General features: G+C 51.9%; 10 protein-coding genes. 3 read left to right on the top strand and 7 right to left on the bottom strand.

The features are described from left to right. Window positions 1–11: 11 nt before the first annotated feature. On the bottom strand, window positions 12–2,228 hold the full coding sequence (locus E0L21_RS02610) for a sensor domain-containing phosphodiesterase (protein ID WP_131406522.1): 2,217 nt from the start codon (window positions 2,226–2,228) through the stop codon (window positions 12–14). A 351-nt stretch (window positions 2,229–2,579) separates the two neighbouring features. Here E0L21_RS02610 and E0L21_RS02605 point away from each other — a divergent pair, with 351 nt between their 5' ends. Next, window positions 2,580–2,771, top strand: coding sequence for a YfgG family protein (locus tag E0L21_RS02605; protein WP_071908227.1), 192 nt, complete (start codon window positions 2,580–2,582; stop codon window positions 2,769–2,771). 87 nt (window positions 2,772–2,858) lie between these two features. Here E0L21_RS02605 and E0L21_RS02600 read toward each other — a convergent pair whose 3' ends face one another. Both E0L21_RS02600 and E0L21_RS02595 read right to left on the bottom strand, forming a co-directional pair. Continuing rightward, window positions 2,859–5,918, bottom strand: a complete 3,060-nt coding sequence (locus E0L21_RS02600) for an NACHT domain-containing protein (protein WP_131406521.1) — start codon at window positions 5,916–5,918, stop codon at window positions 2,859–2,861. 168 nt (window positions 5,919–6,086) lie between these two features. Next, window positions 6,087–6,473 (bottom strand): hypothetical protein, encoded by a 387-nt coding sequence (locus E0L21_RS02595; RefSeq protein ID WP_131406519.1) that lies wholly within the window; start codon window positions 6,471–6,473, stop codon window positions 6,087–6,089. A 149-nt stretch (window positions 6,474–6,622) separates the two neighbouring features. Here E0L21_RS02595 and E0L21_RS02590 point away from each other — a divergent pair, with 149 nt between their 5' ends. Together E0L21_RS02590 and E0L21_RS02585 are read left to right on the top strand one after the other, a co-directional pair. Next, on the top strand, window positions 6,623–7,231 hold the full coding sequence (locus E0L21_RS02590; protein WP_131406517.1) for an SMI1/KNR4 family protein: 609 nt from the start codon (window positions 6,623–6,625) through the stop codon (window positions 7,229–7,231). Window positions 7,232–7,335: 104 nt separating this feature from the next. Next, window positions 7,336–7,872, top strand: a complete 537-nt coding sequence (locus E0L21_RS02585) for a dihydrofolate reductase family protein (RefSeq protein WP_131406515.1) — start codon at window positions 7,336–7,338, stop codon at window positions 7,870–7,872. A 305-nt stretch (window positions 7,873–8,177) separates the two neighbouring features. Here E0L21_RS02585 and E0L21_RS02580 read toward each other — a convergent pair whose 3' ends face one another. The 4 genes from E0L21_RS02580 to guaB form a co-directional block, all read right to left on the bottom strand. Further along, window positions 8,178–10,076, bottom strand: coding sequence for a methyl-accepting chemotaxis protein (locus tag E0L21_RS02580; protein WP_131406513.1), 1,899 nt, complete (start codon window positions 10,074–10,076; stop codon window positions 8,178–8,180). Between the two features lie 544 nt (window positions 10,077–10,620). Continuing rightward, window positions 10,621–12,159, bottom strand: a complete 1,539-nt coding sequence (locus tag E0L21_RS02575) for a methyl-accepting chemotaxis protein (protein ID WP_131406511.1) — start codon at window positions 12,157–12,159, stop codon at window positions 10,621–10,623. A gap of 1,233 nt (window positions 12,160–13,392) precedes the next feature. Next, window positions 13,393–14,970 (bottom strand): glutamine-hydrolyzing GMP synthase, encoded by a 1,578-nt coding sequence (gene guaA / locus E0L21_RS02565; protein ID WP_131406509.1) that lies wholly within the window; start codon window positions 14,968–14,970, stop codon window positions 13,393–13,395. Window positions 14,971–15,031: 61 nt separating this feature from the next. Then, the gene (gene guaB / locus E0L21_RS02560; RefSeq protein ID WP_131406507.1) at window positions 15,032–16,498 is read right to left on the bottom strand and encodes an IMP dehydrogenase; all 1,467 of its coding nucleotides are present in this window, start codon (window positions 16,496–16,498) and stop codon (window positions 15,032–15,034) included. Window positions 16,499–16,513 lie beyond the last annotated feature (15 nt).

Raw genomic sequence — 16,513 nt, 5'->3', positions numbered from 1 at the left:
CCGCCCGTTCGCTACTCGTTAACCAGCGTCTCCAGCGGCTCTGGCTTACCAATCAAATATCCCTGCAAATAGTCGATACCCAGCGCGATTGCCGCGCTGCGTATCTCTTCACTTTCCACATACTCCGCCACCACCAGCATTTTTTTCATCCGCGCCAGATGGCAAATCGACGCCACAATCTGATAATCCAGGCTGTTCGATACAATATTGCGGATAAAACTGCCATCGATTTTCAGGATATCGGCATTGACGTTTTTCAGCCGCGCATAGCTGGCATAACCGGTACCAAAATCATCAATCGCCACCCGGCACCCCATCTGTTGCAATTGCCCCAGCGTCTGATTGGCCTGCTCAAGATTGGTCATAGAGTTGCTTTCGGTGATCTCAAAAATCAACTGCCAGGCTTCAATGCGGTATTTTCGCAATAATCGCCGCACTTCCTGCGAGAACTGTGTGCGGCAAATCGACGCAGGAGAGAGGTTAATGGAGAAACGCTGACCGGGGAGTTTTTCGCGATTTTGCGCCATAAACATCAATACATGTTCGATCACCCATAAATCGATGCGCGACGACAGGCCAAACTCATATGCGACAGGCAAAAACGCATCCGGGCTGATGCGATCACCGTTCTCTTCACGCATGCGCAGCAGGATCTCGTAGTAGTCATCGCCGCGCACGCCACAAATCGGCTGCGCCATCAGAATAAAATGATTCTCTTCCAGCGCCAGTTGCAGGCGATTCATCATATCCACTTTGCTTTTCAGGCTGCGTTGCAGATTAGCCGCGCCCCGGTTTTGCAAATTCTCCGGGTGGTTGGTCGCCAGTGACAGATCGGCAATAGTGCTCATTTCACCGAGCAGTAAATAGAGATGTTGTACCGGCGAGCGCACGTAACAGTAACTCAGCCCCACCTGCGGCTGCAGCGGCATCTCATCCCAGATAAAACGGAACTGCTTAATACGCGCGTCCAGCGCCTCAATGCGCGTCTGGTGCGACTGCGTATTAAGGCGGATCACAAGGTCGTGGCCGGAGAGCTGATACACGCACTCTTCCGCCGACAGCAGCGGGTTCAGCCAGTCCGCCATACGCTGTTTGTACTGAATGCGCAGCAACACGCCATAGTTGCGTCCCAGCAGTTCCAGCTCCGGCACGCGCAGAAAACAGAGCACCGACCAGGGCGTATCTGCCAGAGCCCGACCCAGTGCGCGCAGGTTGGGCATATTGGCTACCGGGTCAATAAATGCCAGACGGCGGGCACGATCATGCACCAGCCTCTGGCGCGTCGCCATCATCGCCATGGCGAGGATGATGAAGGAAAACACCAGGTAACTTGATGAGGCGATCGCCAGTTGCACGTCGTAAGCGGGAAACCACGGCAAATAACGGTAAAAATAGTGAATGGAGATGACCAGCAGCGGTGTCCAGACCAGCGACATAAAACGATAACCGTAGCGCATCGACCCCCACAACATCACTGGCAACAGAAGTGAGAGCGTGTAGTTGGTGCTGAAAATGGAGCTGTTTTTATTCAGCGGCATCAGTAACAGCAGCAAAATACCAATCACCACGGCAAACCAGGCCACGATCTCAACGCGCGTGACTTTGCGATCAAACTCATGGCGCATTTGCGATAACCACGAAATCGCGTAGCGCGGATGGCGAATCACCCGGATCAGGAAATAACTAAACGGCACCCCGGTCATCGTGCCAACCAGTAATGCCTGATAATTGATGAGCATCGGCACATTCCATGCCAGCGCCCCGCTTTCGCTTACCGCCCGATCATAAAGATTCAGCCAGACACCCAGCTCAAGAATAATCAGATAGATCGACGCCGGACAGAGCACCTGCCAGAAGATGCGCTGGGAAACCAGCAACGCCGTACCGTAAGCAACCCGGTGACGGCGAGTGACAAAAATACGGTAACCCGCCCAGCTAAGAATTATGGGGAGCAATAAATGCATGCCTTTACTGACCATTTCCAGCGGCGGTGCGGGCCAATAATGGCAAACCATCGCCAGCACAATACCCGGTAGCGCCGCCAAGCCATAAAACATCATCAGGCTTATCAGCAACGCCATGGGCAGATAATAGAGAATGACCGCCTGGCCAGAAACGGTGGTAAATGTATTAGCGAGACTAAACAGTGGATACAAAACAACAGGCGTGATGAGCGGCAAAGCCCACCACTGATCTTTCAGGCGATGATATTTTTTAATAAGTGTCATAGATGCTCGGTTACCCAACCCAGATCCTGGCGGGTGTTTCAGGCAGGTATCCGACCCGACTGTGCTGCGCACCGGTGAAGTGCCAGTTTGTTAGCAAACAGAAATTCTAATTCCGGACAATATCTGTTAATTGATTTGCATCAAAAAAACTCGCCAGCTAACTTTAATTCCCGGCTTTATGCGCATTATCGCCCACTTTTCATTGCTCACGTAAATATTTAATTTATCTTATATAACTCCGAGTGATAGTTTAATCATTGTGATTTTGCGCCAGGCTTAATTGACCTGACTAAAAGAGTGTGCATTAATGTCGCTGTCGCCCGTAGATCGGGTATTCCTAAAGGAACCATTGTGAGTCAGGCAACCAGTATGCGAAAACGACATCGATTTGACAGTCGCATGACCCGTATCGTACTTCTTATCAGCTTTATCTTTTTCTTCGGCCGCTTCGTCTATTCCTCTATTGGCGCCTGGTACCACCATCAGGATAAAAGCCAGTCGCAACAAATCAGTCAGACTATCGACCCCACCGCACAACGCTAGTTTTTACCCGATTTGCTTGCACGCTTCACCGCGTGGGTTTGCGCTCGCCTGCGCAAGAGTAGTCGGTTCATTGCACAACCGCGTTGCTTATCTGTCGAGGTTTAACCAGCGTTCTTCCAGACGCGCCAGCGCCGTGTAAGCTTCACCAAGACCAACCGCCAGTTTGAACCCTTCCGGCCAGTCGCCAGTGGCGGAGATCCCTTCGCTTTCAAGCCGACGAACAAACCGCAAACGTCCATAATCCGACACGCATTCAGAAAGAATTATAGCGATTTGTGCACGCTTAATGGTTAAGCCAAAGGTTAATTTGCGCAGCATCCGCACGTCTTTAATCCCGCCGCGCACAGATTGAATAAAGGTGAACGCCACGTATGCCACCAGCAATGCGAGCAGCAATAAGAATGTGGCTTTAAAGACCGGCTCCGCCATCGGGTATTGGGAGACATAATGGATAGCGCTGAAAACAATCCCCACGCCCGCCGCAGATGCCACAAGAACCGACAGCGCGGCCAGCCATTTTTTCGGGTTCAGCAAGTCATTAATTTTGCTGCGTACAAACCGGCAAATTGCCACCCAATCAAGCAACATCAAACCTAACACCACATTTGCGGCGACCAGCCAGCCGTTGTAAATGGCGTATCCGCTATAGGTGTAAAACGGTATCGCCGTCAACGCCAGTGCCGGGGAAAACAGCCCGGCAACACTGGTCACCACCAGGATGACAAAACTCATCACGCGAAACAGCACAAGGGTGCCGGATAAAAAGCCCTTATCAATAAATGGCACCGCCGCGCGAGGAGCGGGCGTTGCGCTACCCGCTTTTTTTGCCTTCTCTTTTTGCGCCGTGCGCCCCGCTTTGCCGAACAGTAAGATTGGCGCGGTAACCGCCGCCGCATAGCTTGCGCTAAAAAAGGTGATAAAGGGTAATGCGATGACCAGTAACACTGTGCTGATGAGTGCGGCTTTCATGCTCCACAGGCGCATCCGTGCAATGCGATAAACGCCACTTAAGGCATCGGATAACGACAAGCTAAGCAGGATATTCTTACGCCCGCGCCAAAAGTTGGTTTCCGAAATATTCAGCACATATTTCTTCATCCCCTCTTCCAGTTCGGCATTCATTTTCGGCAGATGACGACAAGCGCGAAACGCGGTCTCCTGTAACCAGCCATCCTCACCGGCAATCGCGGCGGCAAGAACCGGCGCGGCGCGGGATTCAGAGAGCAACCCGGTGGCTTCCAGGCAAATTTTCGCCAGCAGGATGTTATCACCCGCTTTAACGTGCTGTATCACAAAGGCAGAGAGTTCCTCTTCGAACGGTTGCAGCACCTCGCGGCGGGAACCAAAGGCGTCAATCAAAAAGCGCAAGCAGTGAATAGCGCGAATGCGTTTACCTGCATCTGCAAAATGGTGTTGGATCTCATGCCAACAGAGATCCGCCAACCGCTTCGCTTCGCCTTCGCTACACAACTGGGCATACAGCACCAGTGCATCGCGACCACGCGAATCTGTAGGAATGTGCGAATCCGGTACCTCTGCGGGCTGCTGCAAAAAGCGGGTGGTGACGAAATACTCCAGAAAGCGTCGATGAACAAACGCAAATGACTTCTCATCGCCAGGGGTCACTCTGGCAATGCGGGCAAAACGCAGTAGTTCCAGCACCGTGTCCACGTGCTCTGAATTGAAATAGCGACGGATCACCTTCACTGGCGCTTCAAGGCCAAACTTCGAGGAACGAAAAACAAACCACGCAATATCCGTAGCAATCTCTATTACCTCGCGGGAAGAGATCCCCGCATCGCGCAATTCCTGTTCGCAGAGCTGCACCCGGCTGTCGATATAGTTTTTATAAATCTCAGCCTGATTTACCGGCAATGTCTCGTTAACCGCGATCCATTCGCCAAGTAGCGCCATCATAAACGGGTTGCGCACCAGCGGGATCAGATCCAGACGGTGACTGAATAACGTATTTCGCACCTGCTCGTTAAATTGCGGATACCGACTTAGCGCTTCTGAAATACCGGCTTCGGAAAGCGGGCGGATCTCCAGTACTTTTTCCGCCAGAAACGCGCGCGTCGGCTGACGGAACACGCGCGAGGCTAAAACCCCCCGGGACGCCGGGTGCGAGGTAATAAAGCGAGAGATAACCGTGGACAGCGAATCGATGACCGCCGAGCTTTCGCTGGCATCCAGCAATTCGGAGATCTCATCGAACGAGTCGAAGATAAAAAATAAGCGACCGGTACGCCACAGGTCATGAAAGTAGTCATTAACAAAATCTCGCGTGTAAGCGTCACCACGACGAACGAGGTTTTTAATGACGAACTCTTCGAGATCTTCAACAGAGAACTCGCTGCGACCGCCAACCACAGTGCTGGTAGGAACCCATTCGCGCAGATTGACGTAAATCGGTACGCGGTGCGTCTTTTTGACCTCCGCCAACATATCTTTGGCAAGCTTGCGCAACGCCACGCTCTTGCCGGAACCGGGCGCGCCCAGAATCAAAAACGACCGCGAGGTTCTGTCTTTACGGATCGCGTCTTGCAGCCCAAGGATCTTTTTACGGGAAGTCACACCTTTCGCTTTGCGGATCTCAACCTCGGCCTCCAGTTCGGTGTAGTACTCAGGGCTCCAGTTACTGCTCTCGTCAATCGAAGTGAGATCCTGCTGCAGCATGTTGCAGAACACCTCCAGCTTGCGTGCAAAACGATCTTCCGGGAAATCCTTTTTCAGTGGCGTCGGATGCCCGCCGCTAACGCTTCGGTCACGCAGGCAAAAAAACACAATGCCAACAATGATGACAACGGAGGCGAGGAGCCACGGCGAAGGCTGGCTGATAAGCTGGATATTCTTCAGCCACGCGGGGGCATTTTGCAGCACTGGCAGCGTCCAGATAGTCGGCAACAGCGTATTTAACGCGCTGGACCCGCTGCCAATAATGCCCAACCCAAGCACCAGCACCAGGGCGCGGATTTTGTTCGCGCCATACCCGGCAGGCATCAACAAGGGACGCGTGAGGAGTAGCATCAGGCAGATAAACACGGCGACGAACGCCGCGTTAAGCCACGAGCTGTAAAGCCCAATCCCCACCACGAAGCACAATGCCAACGCAAGGAGGAGTAAAACGAATTTTTGGCTACCCGACATGTGAGTCCCTTCTTTGTTCTCGTGACGATTTTTGCAATAAAACAGCACTATAACGCCTCCGGCACCGGAAACCGGAAGCGAACTACCTGATTTGGTGGGGGGAAAAGGAAAAGCCCAATGCGCTTGAAGAAACGATGAATGCGACTCCTTCACGTTGCGCCCGGAGCCTTAATCCGCAGCAGCGCGCCGGGAGAGGATTTCGTTGATATAGTGCTCAATCCCAATGTTGTGTTCCCGACTGATGTGGGCAATGAAGGTCTGGAGAAAATCGTGCGTTGAGTGGAGCGTATCCGCGATAAGCTTATCGAAATCGCTTTGCGTGAAACGGGCATTTCCCTTTAGCGTGGAATACTGCAGTAGCGTGTGCGCAATGATTTCGAGCGCTGCGCGTCGGTAATCATTGCGACGCAGGACATCCAGATCGCTTCGGCAAATATCAAAACTAAAATCAAAACTGAGAAACCCGGAATCGACCGGCAGCGAATATGTCAGCCGGTCGCCTTCCTGCCAGACCTGCGGCTCATAGCCATCTCCCATTAGCTTTATTGACGGCATAGCGCTCCCCGTTCAGCACAGTTGATATTTTCAATTACCTTAACGTTGCGAAGAACATAGCGTAAAGCCATCACTAATGGCAGTGGCCCTCATGGCGAATGTAAGCGATCCTGTTAGCAGCCAAAGTAGATAAGCAGGAAAGGACGAAAATGAATCCAGATAGCAGCGAACTCCCGCCTTTAGCGTGGCCAGAATTTACCGACGAGACAGCACGGCTGACCTGGTGGCACGACTGCGCACAGGCCTGGCGCGAACAGTGGAATAACCCTGCACCAGTGTCGCCGGTTGACCCCAAAGAGATTGAAGCCCTTGAACAACGCCTGGGCTGCGCCCTTCCGCCATTGCTGCGCCGTTACCATGAAACGATCGGCACACTCGAGCTGGCCGAAAGGTTGTGCAGCGTCACGCCCGCGAAATACGCCAGCATTGAGCCGCTGCTGGATGCTTATCCCGGTATTCATGACATTCTCGAAGGTGCGCCAGACGCAGCGTCACAATGGGCACAGGTCAAGCAGTTGATCGCCTTTGGCGACTACCTGGGTAACGGCAATTTGTGGTGCTTTCACCGGGAAACCGGCGAAGTGTGGTATTTCGATCACGACAGCTCGCCAATGCTGACGCAGATCTTCACCGACGTAGGCCAGTACCTTGACGTGCTGATGTTCAAATGCTTGCTGGAAGCACACGGCGAGGAAGATAACGAGGATCTGCTGCGCGAGCATTTGGGCGATGACGTTGTGGAAAAGTGGATGTACTGAACAGCACAGCACCACCGACATCAGCTCTTGCTGAAAAGGATCTGGCCAAAATGGGTAATCACTAAACTCAACTTAATACATGCGGCATGAATACGGAGCACCTGATGGTCACCACACACGTTTTTATTGCAGTTAGTCTTGATGGCTACATCGCCCGTCAGGATGGCGATATCGGCTGGTTGTTGCAGCGCGATGACCCGACAGAAGATCACGGCTATGCGGCGTTCATCGCGGACAAAGATTGGATCGTTATGGGCCGGGGGAGCTATGAAAAAGTGCTGACCTTTGACGAATGGCCTTATGACCGGCCCGTGCTGGTGCTCTCCCGGCAACTGGCCGGTAGCCCCGTGCCCGAGAGGCTGAAGGGCAAAGTGCAGTTCTCCCGACGCGCACCAAAGGAGGTGATTGATGACCTGGCGGCACAGAACGCACATCGCGTCTATATTGATGGCGGGCAGTTGATACAGTCGTTCCTGCGCGAAGGGCTGGTCGCTGATATCGTTATCACTACCGTTCCTGTCCTGCTCGGTTCGGGAAAGCCGCTGTTCGGAACGCTGACTCAGGATATCGATTTGACGCTGTTATCGAGCCGCAGCTTCCCTTCGGGTCTGGTGCAGTCGCACTATCGGCTGACGCCATAAACCGCATATCAACATAGCGGCGACCTGCGCTAAATGCACAAGTAAAAAACCGGAACCCGGCAAAAGTGGGGAGGCGTCCCGCCTTCGCCGGACTGGATAAGCCCGGAGAGCGCCAGCATCGCAGTGGCAAAGTGCAGACCCACGAAGAAGCACGGGCGGCTCCCAGTTACAGACCAGAGTGATAAGAATTAAGTGCGAATGGATTTTTACCACACGGGAAATGCGAAGCGGGCATTGACGGAAAGGATAAATGACAGACGCAAGATATAAGAAAGCCGACTCTGCAGAGTCGGCTATTTTGTATGTCAGAGCTTGAAGCTGCCAACAACGTTTTCGAGTTGGACGGTTTGTTCTTCCATGGACTGCGCGGCCGCCGCCACCTCTTCCACCAGTGCCGCATTCTGCTGCGTTGCGCTATCGAGCTGGTTGATGGCGATGTTGATCTGGGCAATCCCGCGACTTTGTTCATCGCTGGAAGAGCTGATTTCTGAGATCAGCACACCCACGCTTTCAACTTTTTCCATCAGGCCGTCCATCGTTGTACCCGCCTGACGAACCAGTCCGCTGCCCTGCTCAATGCTGCTCACCGACTCTTCAATCAGTTTTTTGATCTCCTGAGCTGAGCGGGCGCTGCGCTGCGCCAGTGAACGAACCTCACCGGCCACCACAGCGAACCCACGCCCGTGTTCACCCGCCCTTGCCGCCTCCACCGCTGCGTTAAGCGCCAGGATGTTGGTTTGGAAAGCGATGCCGTCAATCACACTGATGATTTCCACCACTTTAGAGGAGGACGCATTGATGTTATCCATCGTGGAGACAACGTTGTTAACCACACTGGCCCCTTGTTTCGCCGTCGCCGAAGCCTCTACCGCCAGCTTGTTCGCCTGCAACGCGTTCTCTGCGTTAAGGCGCACGGTGCTGGTCAGTTCTTCCATGGAAGCTGCCGTTTCCACGATCGAGGCCGATTGATCTTCGGTGCGCGAGGAGAGGTTCAGGTTACCACTGGCAATCTGGCGCGAAGCCGATGAGATCGCCATTGAGCTATTCCCTACCTGCTGCATCAACTCATTAAGGAACGAAATAAACTTATTGAAGTTGTTGATAATGGCATTAAATTCCGGACTCTTACTTTGCGCAAGACGCTGCGTTAAATCCGCACCGCCGCTGGATAGCGCTTCAATATTACGATTAAGCAACGTCACATTATGGAAAATATTGCGCACAATAATCATCATGATAAAGACGATAAGTATTCCGATAATCGCCTGAACGATGGTGAGCTTGGCCATAATAGCGTTAGACATACTCACCAGGTGGCTGCTCGGAATATCAACTGCCATGAACCACGGGCTGCCGCTGATAGGCAGAACGAACAGGGAATGTGCGCCGTCTTCACCGTCATAGCTCCCACGCACTTCCGTTGCTTTACCCTGGCCTAATAGGCTAACTAACGGTGCTGCCGCCGGAATACCGAGATCGCGGACGTTTGAGAGCGCGGGTTTATCCTGTACGGAAGAGCCATTACCGACGATTTTACCGTCCGCTTCAACAATCAGTACGCTGCCGTTTACCGCTTTGCCCATGTCGACAGCCAGCTGGTTAAAGAAGCCCAGCGTCACGTCGATGGTCGCCACGCCCCAGGCTTTGCCATCTTTCCAGATCGCCATTGCACAGTTCGTTCGCGGCTGCGGGCTGGCCGCATCCTGATACGCTTTTGCCCACGCACACTCTCCTTTCGGCGCATTCATGCCGTCTTTATACCAGGGTTGTTCCCAGTATTTTGCCGATTCCGGCTGGTTCCATACGGTGTTGACTTGCAGATTGCCGCTTCCGTCGCGAGCATAGAAGGTACTGAATTTGTCCCGAGCCGGATCACGCTGGCCTGGAAGAGGCCAAATCCCACCACCGAATACGTTTAAATCCCCGTATTGGTTAACCATGTGCGGTAATAATCCGTCGATTTGCTCACTTTGCAGACCGACAACCAGTTCAGTGATTGAGCGTTGCTGAGCCTTAACACGGTTCATCTGCTCTTTAATCGCGTTACTTTGTAATTCAACCGTCGCCTGAATATTTTTGGTCTCCGTTTCAATAATCTGCGGGGAGACGAATTGCTTGATAACAATATAGGTAACTATCAATAAGATAACGAAAAAGCTTATTAGCAACAGGCCTATTCGGCCCTGGGTATTTTTCCATGTCATAATGGCAGCGCTCGTCTGGTTGAATTAGGTGTAATAACGACATTAATTGGAAATTCTTTAATTTAAATTGTGCCGCGGTTTCATATAAAAGCGCATTCCAGAGGACAAAATGTCGTTTTGGGAAAAAACGTTCTGCCGTTCACATTTTTTAAATGACCCACCTTGTTTCTATAAAAGATAATATCGTCGTAATGCGTTATTTTCCGTGGATAAATTTACTTTGATAATATCAACATCATTTTCATCAATATGCGTACATTCTGATGAAACTGAACAGTACGGACAGCAACATGCTCGTTCGTACCCTTTTTATCAGGCAAAGTGTCTACGCTCTGGAACGGTAAAGACATGCTGACCTGTTCCCCGTTTTTTAACTCACCGTTGCGTTAGTAACGTCCGCCCCTGGCGCAAAACGGCCCGTCATGGCGTGCAGTGCCGACTTGTTGAAAGAACGAGTAATCGCAGGTGGCCCGATAGCGGCCATTTAAAAAAACATCACCAACAAGGCAGGCATCAGCCTGCCTGTATATTTTTTGGCAAAACGTTAGCTCAGTTTAAAAACGGCTACCGTCTCTTCCAGCAATTGAGACTGCTCTTTAAGCGAATGCGCCGCCGCCGATGCTTCTTCTACTAACGCGGCGTTTTGCTGCGTTACCGTGTCCATCTGCGCAACGGCCTGGTTTATCTGCTCAATGCCGCGACTCTGCTCACCGGTCGAGAGTGCAATTTCCGACATCAACTCAGAAACCTGCTTAACGGTGCTAATAATGCGTTGCATGCTGTCTCCGGCCTGCGACACCCTTTCGCTACCCAGAAGTACCTGCCGGCCGGATTCCTCAATAAGCTCTTTGATCTCTTTCGCTGCGAGTGACGAACGCTGCGCCAGATTACGAACTTCACTTGCCACGACCGCAAACCCACGTCCCTGCTCGCCGGCTCTTGCCGCTTCAACCGCCGCGTTGAGTGCCAGGATGTTGGTCTGGAAAGCAATGTCTTCGATTAATGAGATGATGGTGTCTATTTTGCCGGAACTGGATTCGATCTCTTTCATCGACATCACCGCCTTTTCAACAATCGTATTCCCTTCCTGCGCGGAGCTGCGCATCGCCGTCGCAAGGGTATTTGCCTGTTGTGTGTTTTCGGAGGTGTGCTTAACCGTTGAAGTTAGCTGTTCCATGCTGGCAGCGGTCTGCCCAAGAGAAGCTGCTTGCTCTTCGGTACGGGCCGAGAGATCAGTATTACCGGCAGCGATTTCTTCTGCCGCGTGGGCCACGCTCTGACTGGAATTACGCACCTGGGCAATGATCTCCAGAAGGGCAAGACGCATTTGTTCAAGCGAACCGAGCATGTCGCCAATCTCGTCTTTAGATCCGTAAACAACGGGAGTGTGCAGCTCCCCTGCCGCCATCTTCTGGCAATGTAAGCGGGCGGCATCCAGCGGCGAAAGAACACGACGATGCAGCAGGATAAAGATAGCGACAATGATCAAGGTAAACAGTAAGGCGAAAACACCAATGGTCACCATGCTGTTCACGAAGCGATTCTGCGCGTCGTTGTTAAGGCGCTGGGCGTATTTTTCGCGGAAGGCAAGCAGGTTATCGAGTGTGATCTCAAACTGCCGATCAAGCTGCGGGATCGTAGTACTGACGAGCTGGTTGAAACGCGCCGTGTCGTTGTTGCTCGCGGCGTCCATCAACGGACGCAGGCCTTGATCAACATACGTTTGCCAGGCCTGGCTGTAAGGCGCCGAAAGCGCCTCTTCGCCCGCGACAGGTGGCGCAGCCTTGTAGTTGTTGAACGCATCGGTGGCTTTTTGCATCACCGCTTTCGCGCTCTCAAGCGAGGCATCCGCTTTCTGTTTGTCGCCCAGGGAGGCGTTGATCATGGCTTCCATCAACCGCACACGCAGTGTGCGGCTATGGTTAATCGGGTCAATAACCGACAGCACGACCCTGATCTCTTTGTTCACGTTATCCAGCGACTCGTTGCTGCGGGTCAGTGACCAAAGGTTAGAAGCCGAACTGATGAGAAAGATACCAAGTAACAGGCTAAAAACGAGAAATGAAAAACGCCTAACTGACATATTTATTACCCTGGGTTGAGGTTATTTCATAAATTTCTGCCCCTTTTGAAAGGAGCATACCAAGGACAACTTATCGGCAATCTGGCGTAAAAATTTAATTTAAATCACATTACACATTTGAATCAAAGAGTTAGAAAGACGGTACTTGCGAGAGAGAAAATATGCTTAGGATTCACCAATTTATTCAAACTAACGTTTCAAATATGCCGTTTCATGGAATAGCTATTCATCCTGCCGATGAGTCGAAATTGTTCAAAAAACGCACATTCCGGGCATCAAATTGAAGGGGCAGAAAATGGAATTTACGCACAGGGGTGAAATATAAGGAGCTGATAATTTAAAAGCAGGAAATTCGATACAGGTGATGGATTTCCCACCGCCACATGAAAGACAAAGGGATTGAAAATTTTAGATTGAATTTATTAATGTATTGCCCGATTCAATCTCCTTTTTATAAATAGCTAAATGATGTTTAAATAATTTTTCATAATCTTCTACGGTACTGGCTAAGATCGTTATTTCTATATCAGATTCACCTAACGCTTCTGGAAAATATTCAATAGCAATAAAGCCACAAATTATTTCTTCATCAGTTCCCTAATGAATAGTTTACAACCCGTTTTATCGGTATTTAGAGAGCTGAATCAGTTTGATCTCAAAGTCCTATGAATAATTCCCCTTGGTGGATCGCCAAATTTTAATTTAGAGATGCCAACAATTTAACCTCTTTTCTAATTTCGAATACCACTTCGTTCCCCTTGAGATATTGATGTTTTTTGCGATAATCTCGTTTATAGAAAGTGTAACTGAAATACACCCCACCAATTAATTCACCGATATACTATCAACCCCGTCTCTGGCACTAAACAAATACGAGATGTTAATTTTTAAAAATGGCGTATAAATTATCATATAACGACATGCCGAAAGTGAGGAGATCGACAAACTGTTTGCAATTAGCTTTTTATATCATTCAAAATACGCAATTTAGGATCATAAGCAGAACTTGATAATTATCTTTATCCACAAAAAACTTAACTCAAGAACTTATATTTTTAATATAGCCACATCAAATAAAAATATACAAAAATAGAATTTATATGATTAATCCCCTTCTGCAAATTAATAAAAACTCTTAATTAACCGTCAATAAATCCCGCAAGACACTATATACATAAACAAAAAAGCCCGCTTTCGCGGGCTTAATATTTTATATCTTCAGCAGGAACGAAATCATTCCCACTCAATCGTCGCTGGCGGTTTACCGCTGATGTCATACACCACGCGGGAAATACCGTTTACTTCGTTGATGATGCGGTTAGAAACGCGGCCGAGGAAATCGTACGGCAGATGCGCCCAATGTGCGGTCATAAAGTCGATGGTTTCTACTGCACGCAGAGAGACAACCCAGTCGTATTTACGACCGTCGCCCATCACACCTACGGAGCGAACCGGCAGGAACACGGTGAACGCCTGGCTCACTTTGTTGTAGAGATCGGCTTTATGCAGCTCTTCGATAAAGATCGCATCAGCGCGGCGCAGCAGGTCGCAATACTCTTTCTTCACTTCGCCCAGCACGCGAACACCGAGGCCCGGGCCCGGGAACGGATGGCGGTACAGCATGTCGTACGGCAGGCCCAGTTCCAGACCAATTTTACGCACTTCATCTTTGAACAGCTCACGTAGCGGTTCAACCAGCCCCATCTTCATCTCTTTCGGCAGGCCACCCACGTTGTGGTGAGATTTGATAACGTGCGCTTTACCGGTTGCCGACGCAGCGGATTCGATCACGTCCGGGTAGATTGTGCCCTGCGCCAGCCATTTCACGTCTTCCAGCTTCAGTGCTTCTTCGTCGAACACTTCCACGAATACGCGGCCAATGATTTTGCGTTTTGCTTCCGGATCGTTCTCACCGGCCAATGCATCCAGGAAACGCGCTTCCCCTTCAACGTGGACAATGTTCAGACCGAAGTGGTCGCCAAACATGTCCATTACCTGCTGAGCTTCATTCAAACGCAGCAGACCGTTATCAACGAATACGCAGGTCAGGTTTTTGCCGATAGCGCGGTGCAGCAGCATCGCGGTTACGGAAGAGTCCACGCCGCCGGAGAGGCCGAGGATCACTTTGTCATCGCCAACCTGCTGGCGGATGCGCTCAACAGCGTCATCGATGATTTTTGCCGGCGTCCACAGCGCTTCACATTCGCAGATGTCGCGCACAAAGCGCTCCAGCATACGCAGGCCCTGGCGGGTATGGGTCACTTCCGGGTGGAACTGCACGCCGTAGAAGCGTTTTTCTTCGTTCGCCATGATCGCAAACGGGCAGCTTTCGGTGCTGGCAACGGTCACGAAGCCAGACGGGATCGCCGTGACTTTGTCGCCGTGGCTCATCCACACGTCCAGCAACACTTTGCCTTCTGCGGTCAGCGAATCCTCAATGCCGCGAACCAGTGCGCTGTCGGTCTGAACTTCAACCTGTGCGTAACCGAATTCACGCTCGTTAGATCCTTCAACGTGGCCGCCGAGCTGCATCGCCATGGTCTGCATGCCGTAGCAGACGCCAAGCACCGGCACGCCAGCGTCGAACACGTATTGTGGTGCGCGCGGGCTGTTGTCTTCGGTGGTGCTTTCCGGGCCGCCGGAAAGGATGATGCCGCTGGGATTGAAGTCGCGGATCTGCGCTTCGGTGACATCCCACGCCCACAGTTCGCAGTAAACGCCCAGTTCACGCACGCGGCGCGCAACCAGTTGGGTGTACTGAGAACCGAAATCGAGGATAAGAATACGATGTTTATGAATGTTGTCCGTCATTGACGTTACTTCCGAGGCAAGTTACGAAAGCGCCCGGTGAGAGCACCGGGCGCGAAAATCATTAAGAACCCATGCGGTAGTTCGGGGATTCCTTGGTGATGGTCACGTCGTGAACGTGGCTTTCCTGAATGCCCGCGCCGCTGATACGCACGAATTCCGCTTTGGTGCGCAGGTCGTCGATAGTACCACAGCCGGTCAGACCCATACAGGAGCGCAGGCCGCCCATCTGCTGGTGAATGATCTCTTTCAGGCGGCCTTTATAAGCCACGCGGCCTTCGATACCTTCCGGCACCAGTTTGTCGGCGGCGTTATCGCTCTGGAAGTAGCGGTCAGAAGAGCCTTTAGACATCGCGCCCAGCGAGCCCATGCCACGGTAAGATTTGTAAGAGCGGCCCTGGTAGAGTTCGATTTCGCCCGGGGATTCTTCAGTACCAGCCAGCATAGAGCCAACCATCACGGCGGCAGCGCCTGCGGCGATCGCTTTGGCGATGTCGCCAGAGAAACGGATACCGCCGTCAGCGATAACCGGAATGCCGGTGCCTTCCAGCGCTTCAACCGCGTCGGAAACGGCGGTGATCTGCGGAACGCCCACGCCAGTCACGATACGAGTTGTACAGATGGAGCCAGGGCCGATACCCACTTTCACTGCACTCACGCCCGCTTCTGCCAGCGCACGAGCGCCCGCGCCTGTTGCGACGTTACCGCCGATGATTTGCAGATCCGGGTATTTGGCACGGGTTTCGCGAATGCGCTGCAAAACGCCTTCGGAGTGGCCGTGAGAGGAGTCGATCAGCAGCACATCAACGCCTGCGGCAACCAGCGCGTCAACACGCTCTTCGTTACCGGCACCCGCGCCAACCGCTGCGCCAACGCGCAGTTGACCCTGCTCATCTTTACAGGCGTTCGGTTTACGTTCTGCTTTCTGGAAGTCTTTCACGGTGATCATGCCACGCAGGTGGAAGCTGTCGTCGACAACCAGCGCTTTTTCAACGCGTTTTTCGTGCATTTTGGTGAGCACCACTTCGCGGGTTTCACCTTCGCGAACAGTCACCAGTCGCTCTTTCGGCGTCATATACACGCTAACCGGCTGGTTCAGATCGGTAACGAAACGCACATCACGGCCGGTGATGATGCCGACCAATTCGTTGTCGTTATTCACCACCGGGTAACCGGCAAAGCCGTTACGTTCGGTCAGCTCTTTCACTTCGCGCAGGGTGGTGGTCGGCAGAACGGTTTGCGGGTCTTTAACCACGCCGGATTCATGTTTCTTCACGCGGCGAACTTCTTCCGCCTGGCGCTCAATGGACATGTTTTTGTGAATAAAGCCAATGCCGCCTTCCTGTGCCAGGGCAATCGCCAGGCGCGCTTCCGTCACGGTATCCATCGCCGCAGAGAGCATAGGAATGTTCAGGCGAATGGTTTTGGTGAGCTGCGTGCTCAAGTCGGCAGTATTCGGCAGAACGGTGGAATGAGCGGGAACGAGGAGGACGTCGTCAAACGTCAGTGCTTCTTTAGCGATACGTAGCATGGGCAATATCTCTGA

This window comes from Kosakonia quasisacchari (genome assembly GCF_004331415.1).
Taxonomy (GTDB): Bacteria; Pseudomonadota; Gammaproteobacteria; order Enterobacterales; family Enterobacteriaceae; genus Kosakonia; species Kosakonia quasisacchari.
This window is presented reverse-complemented; position numbering and strand designations above follow the sequence as displayed.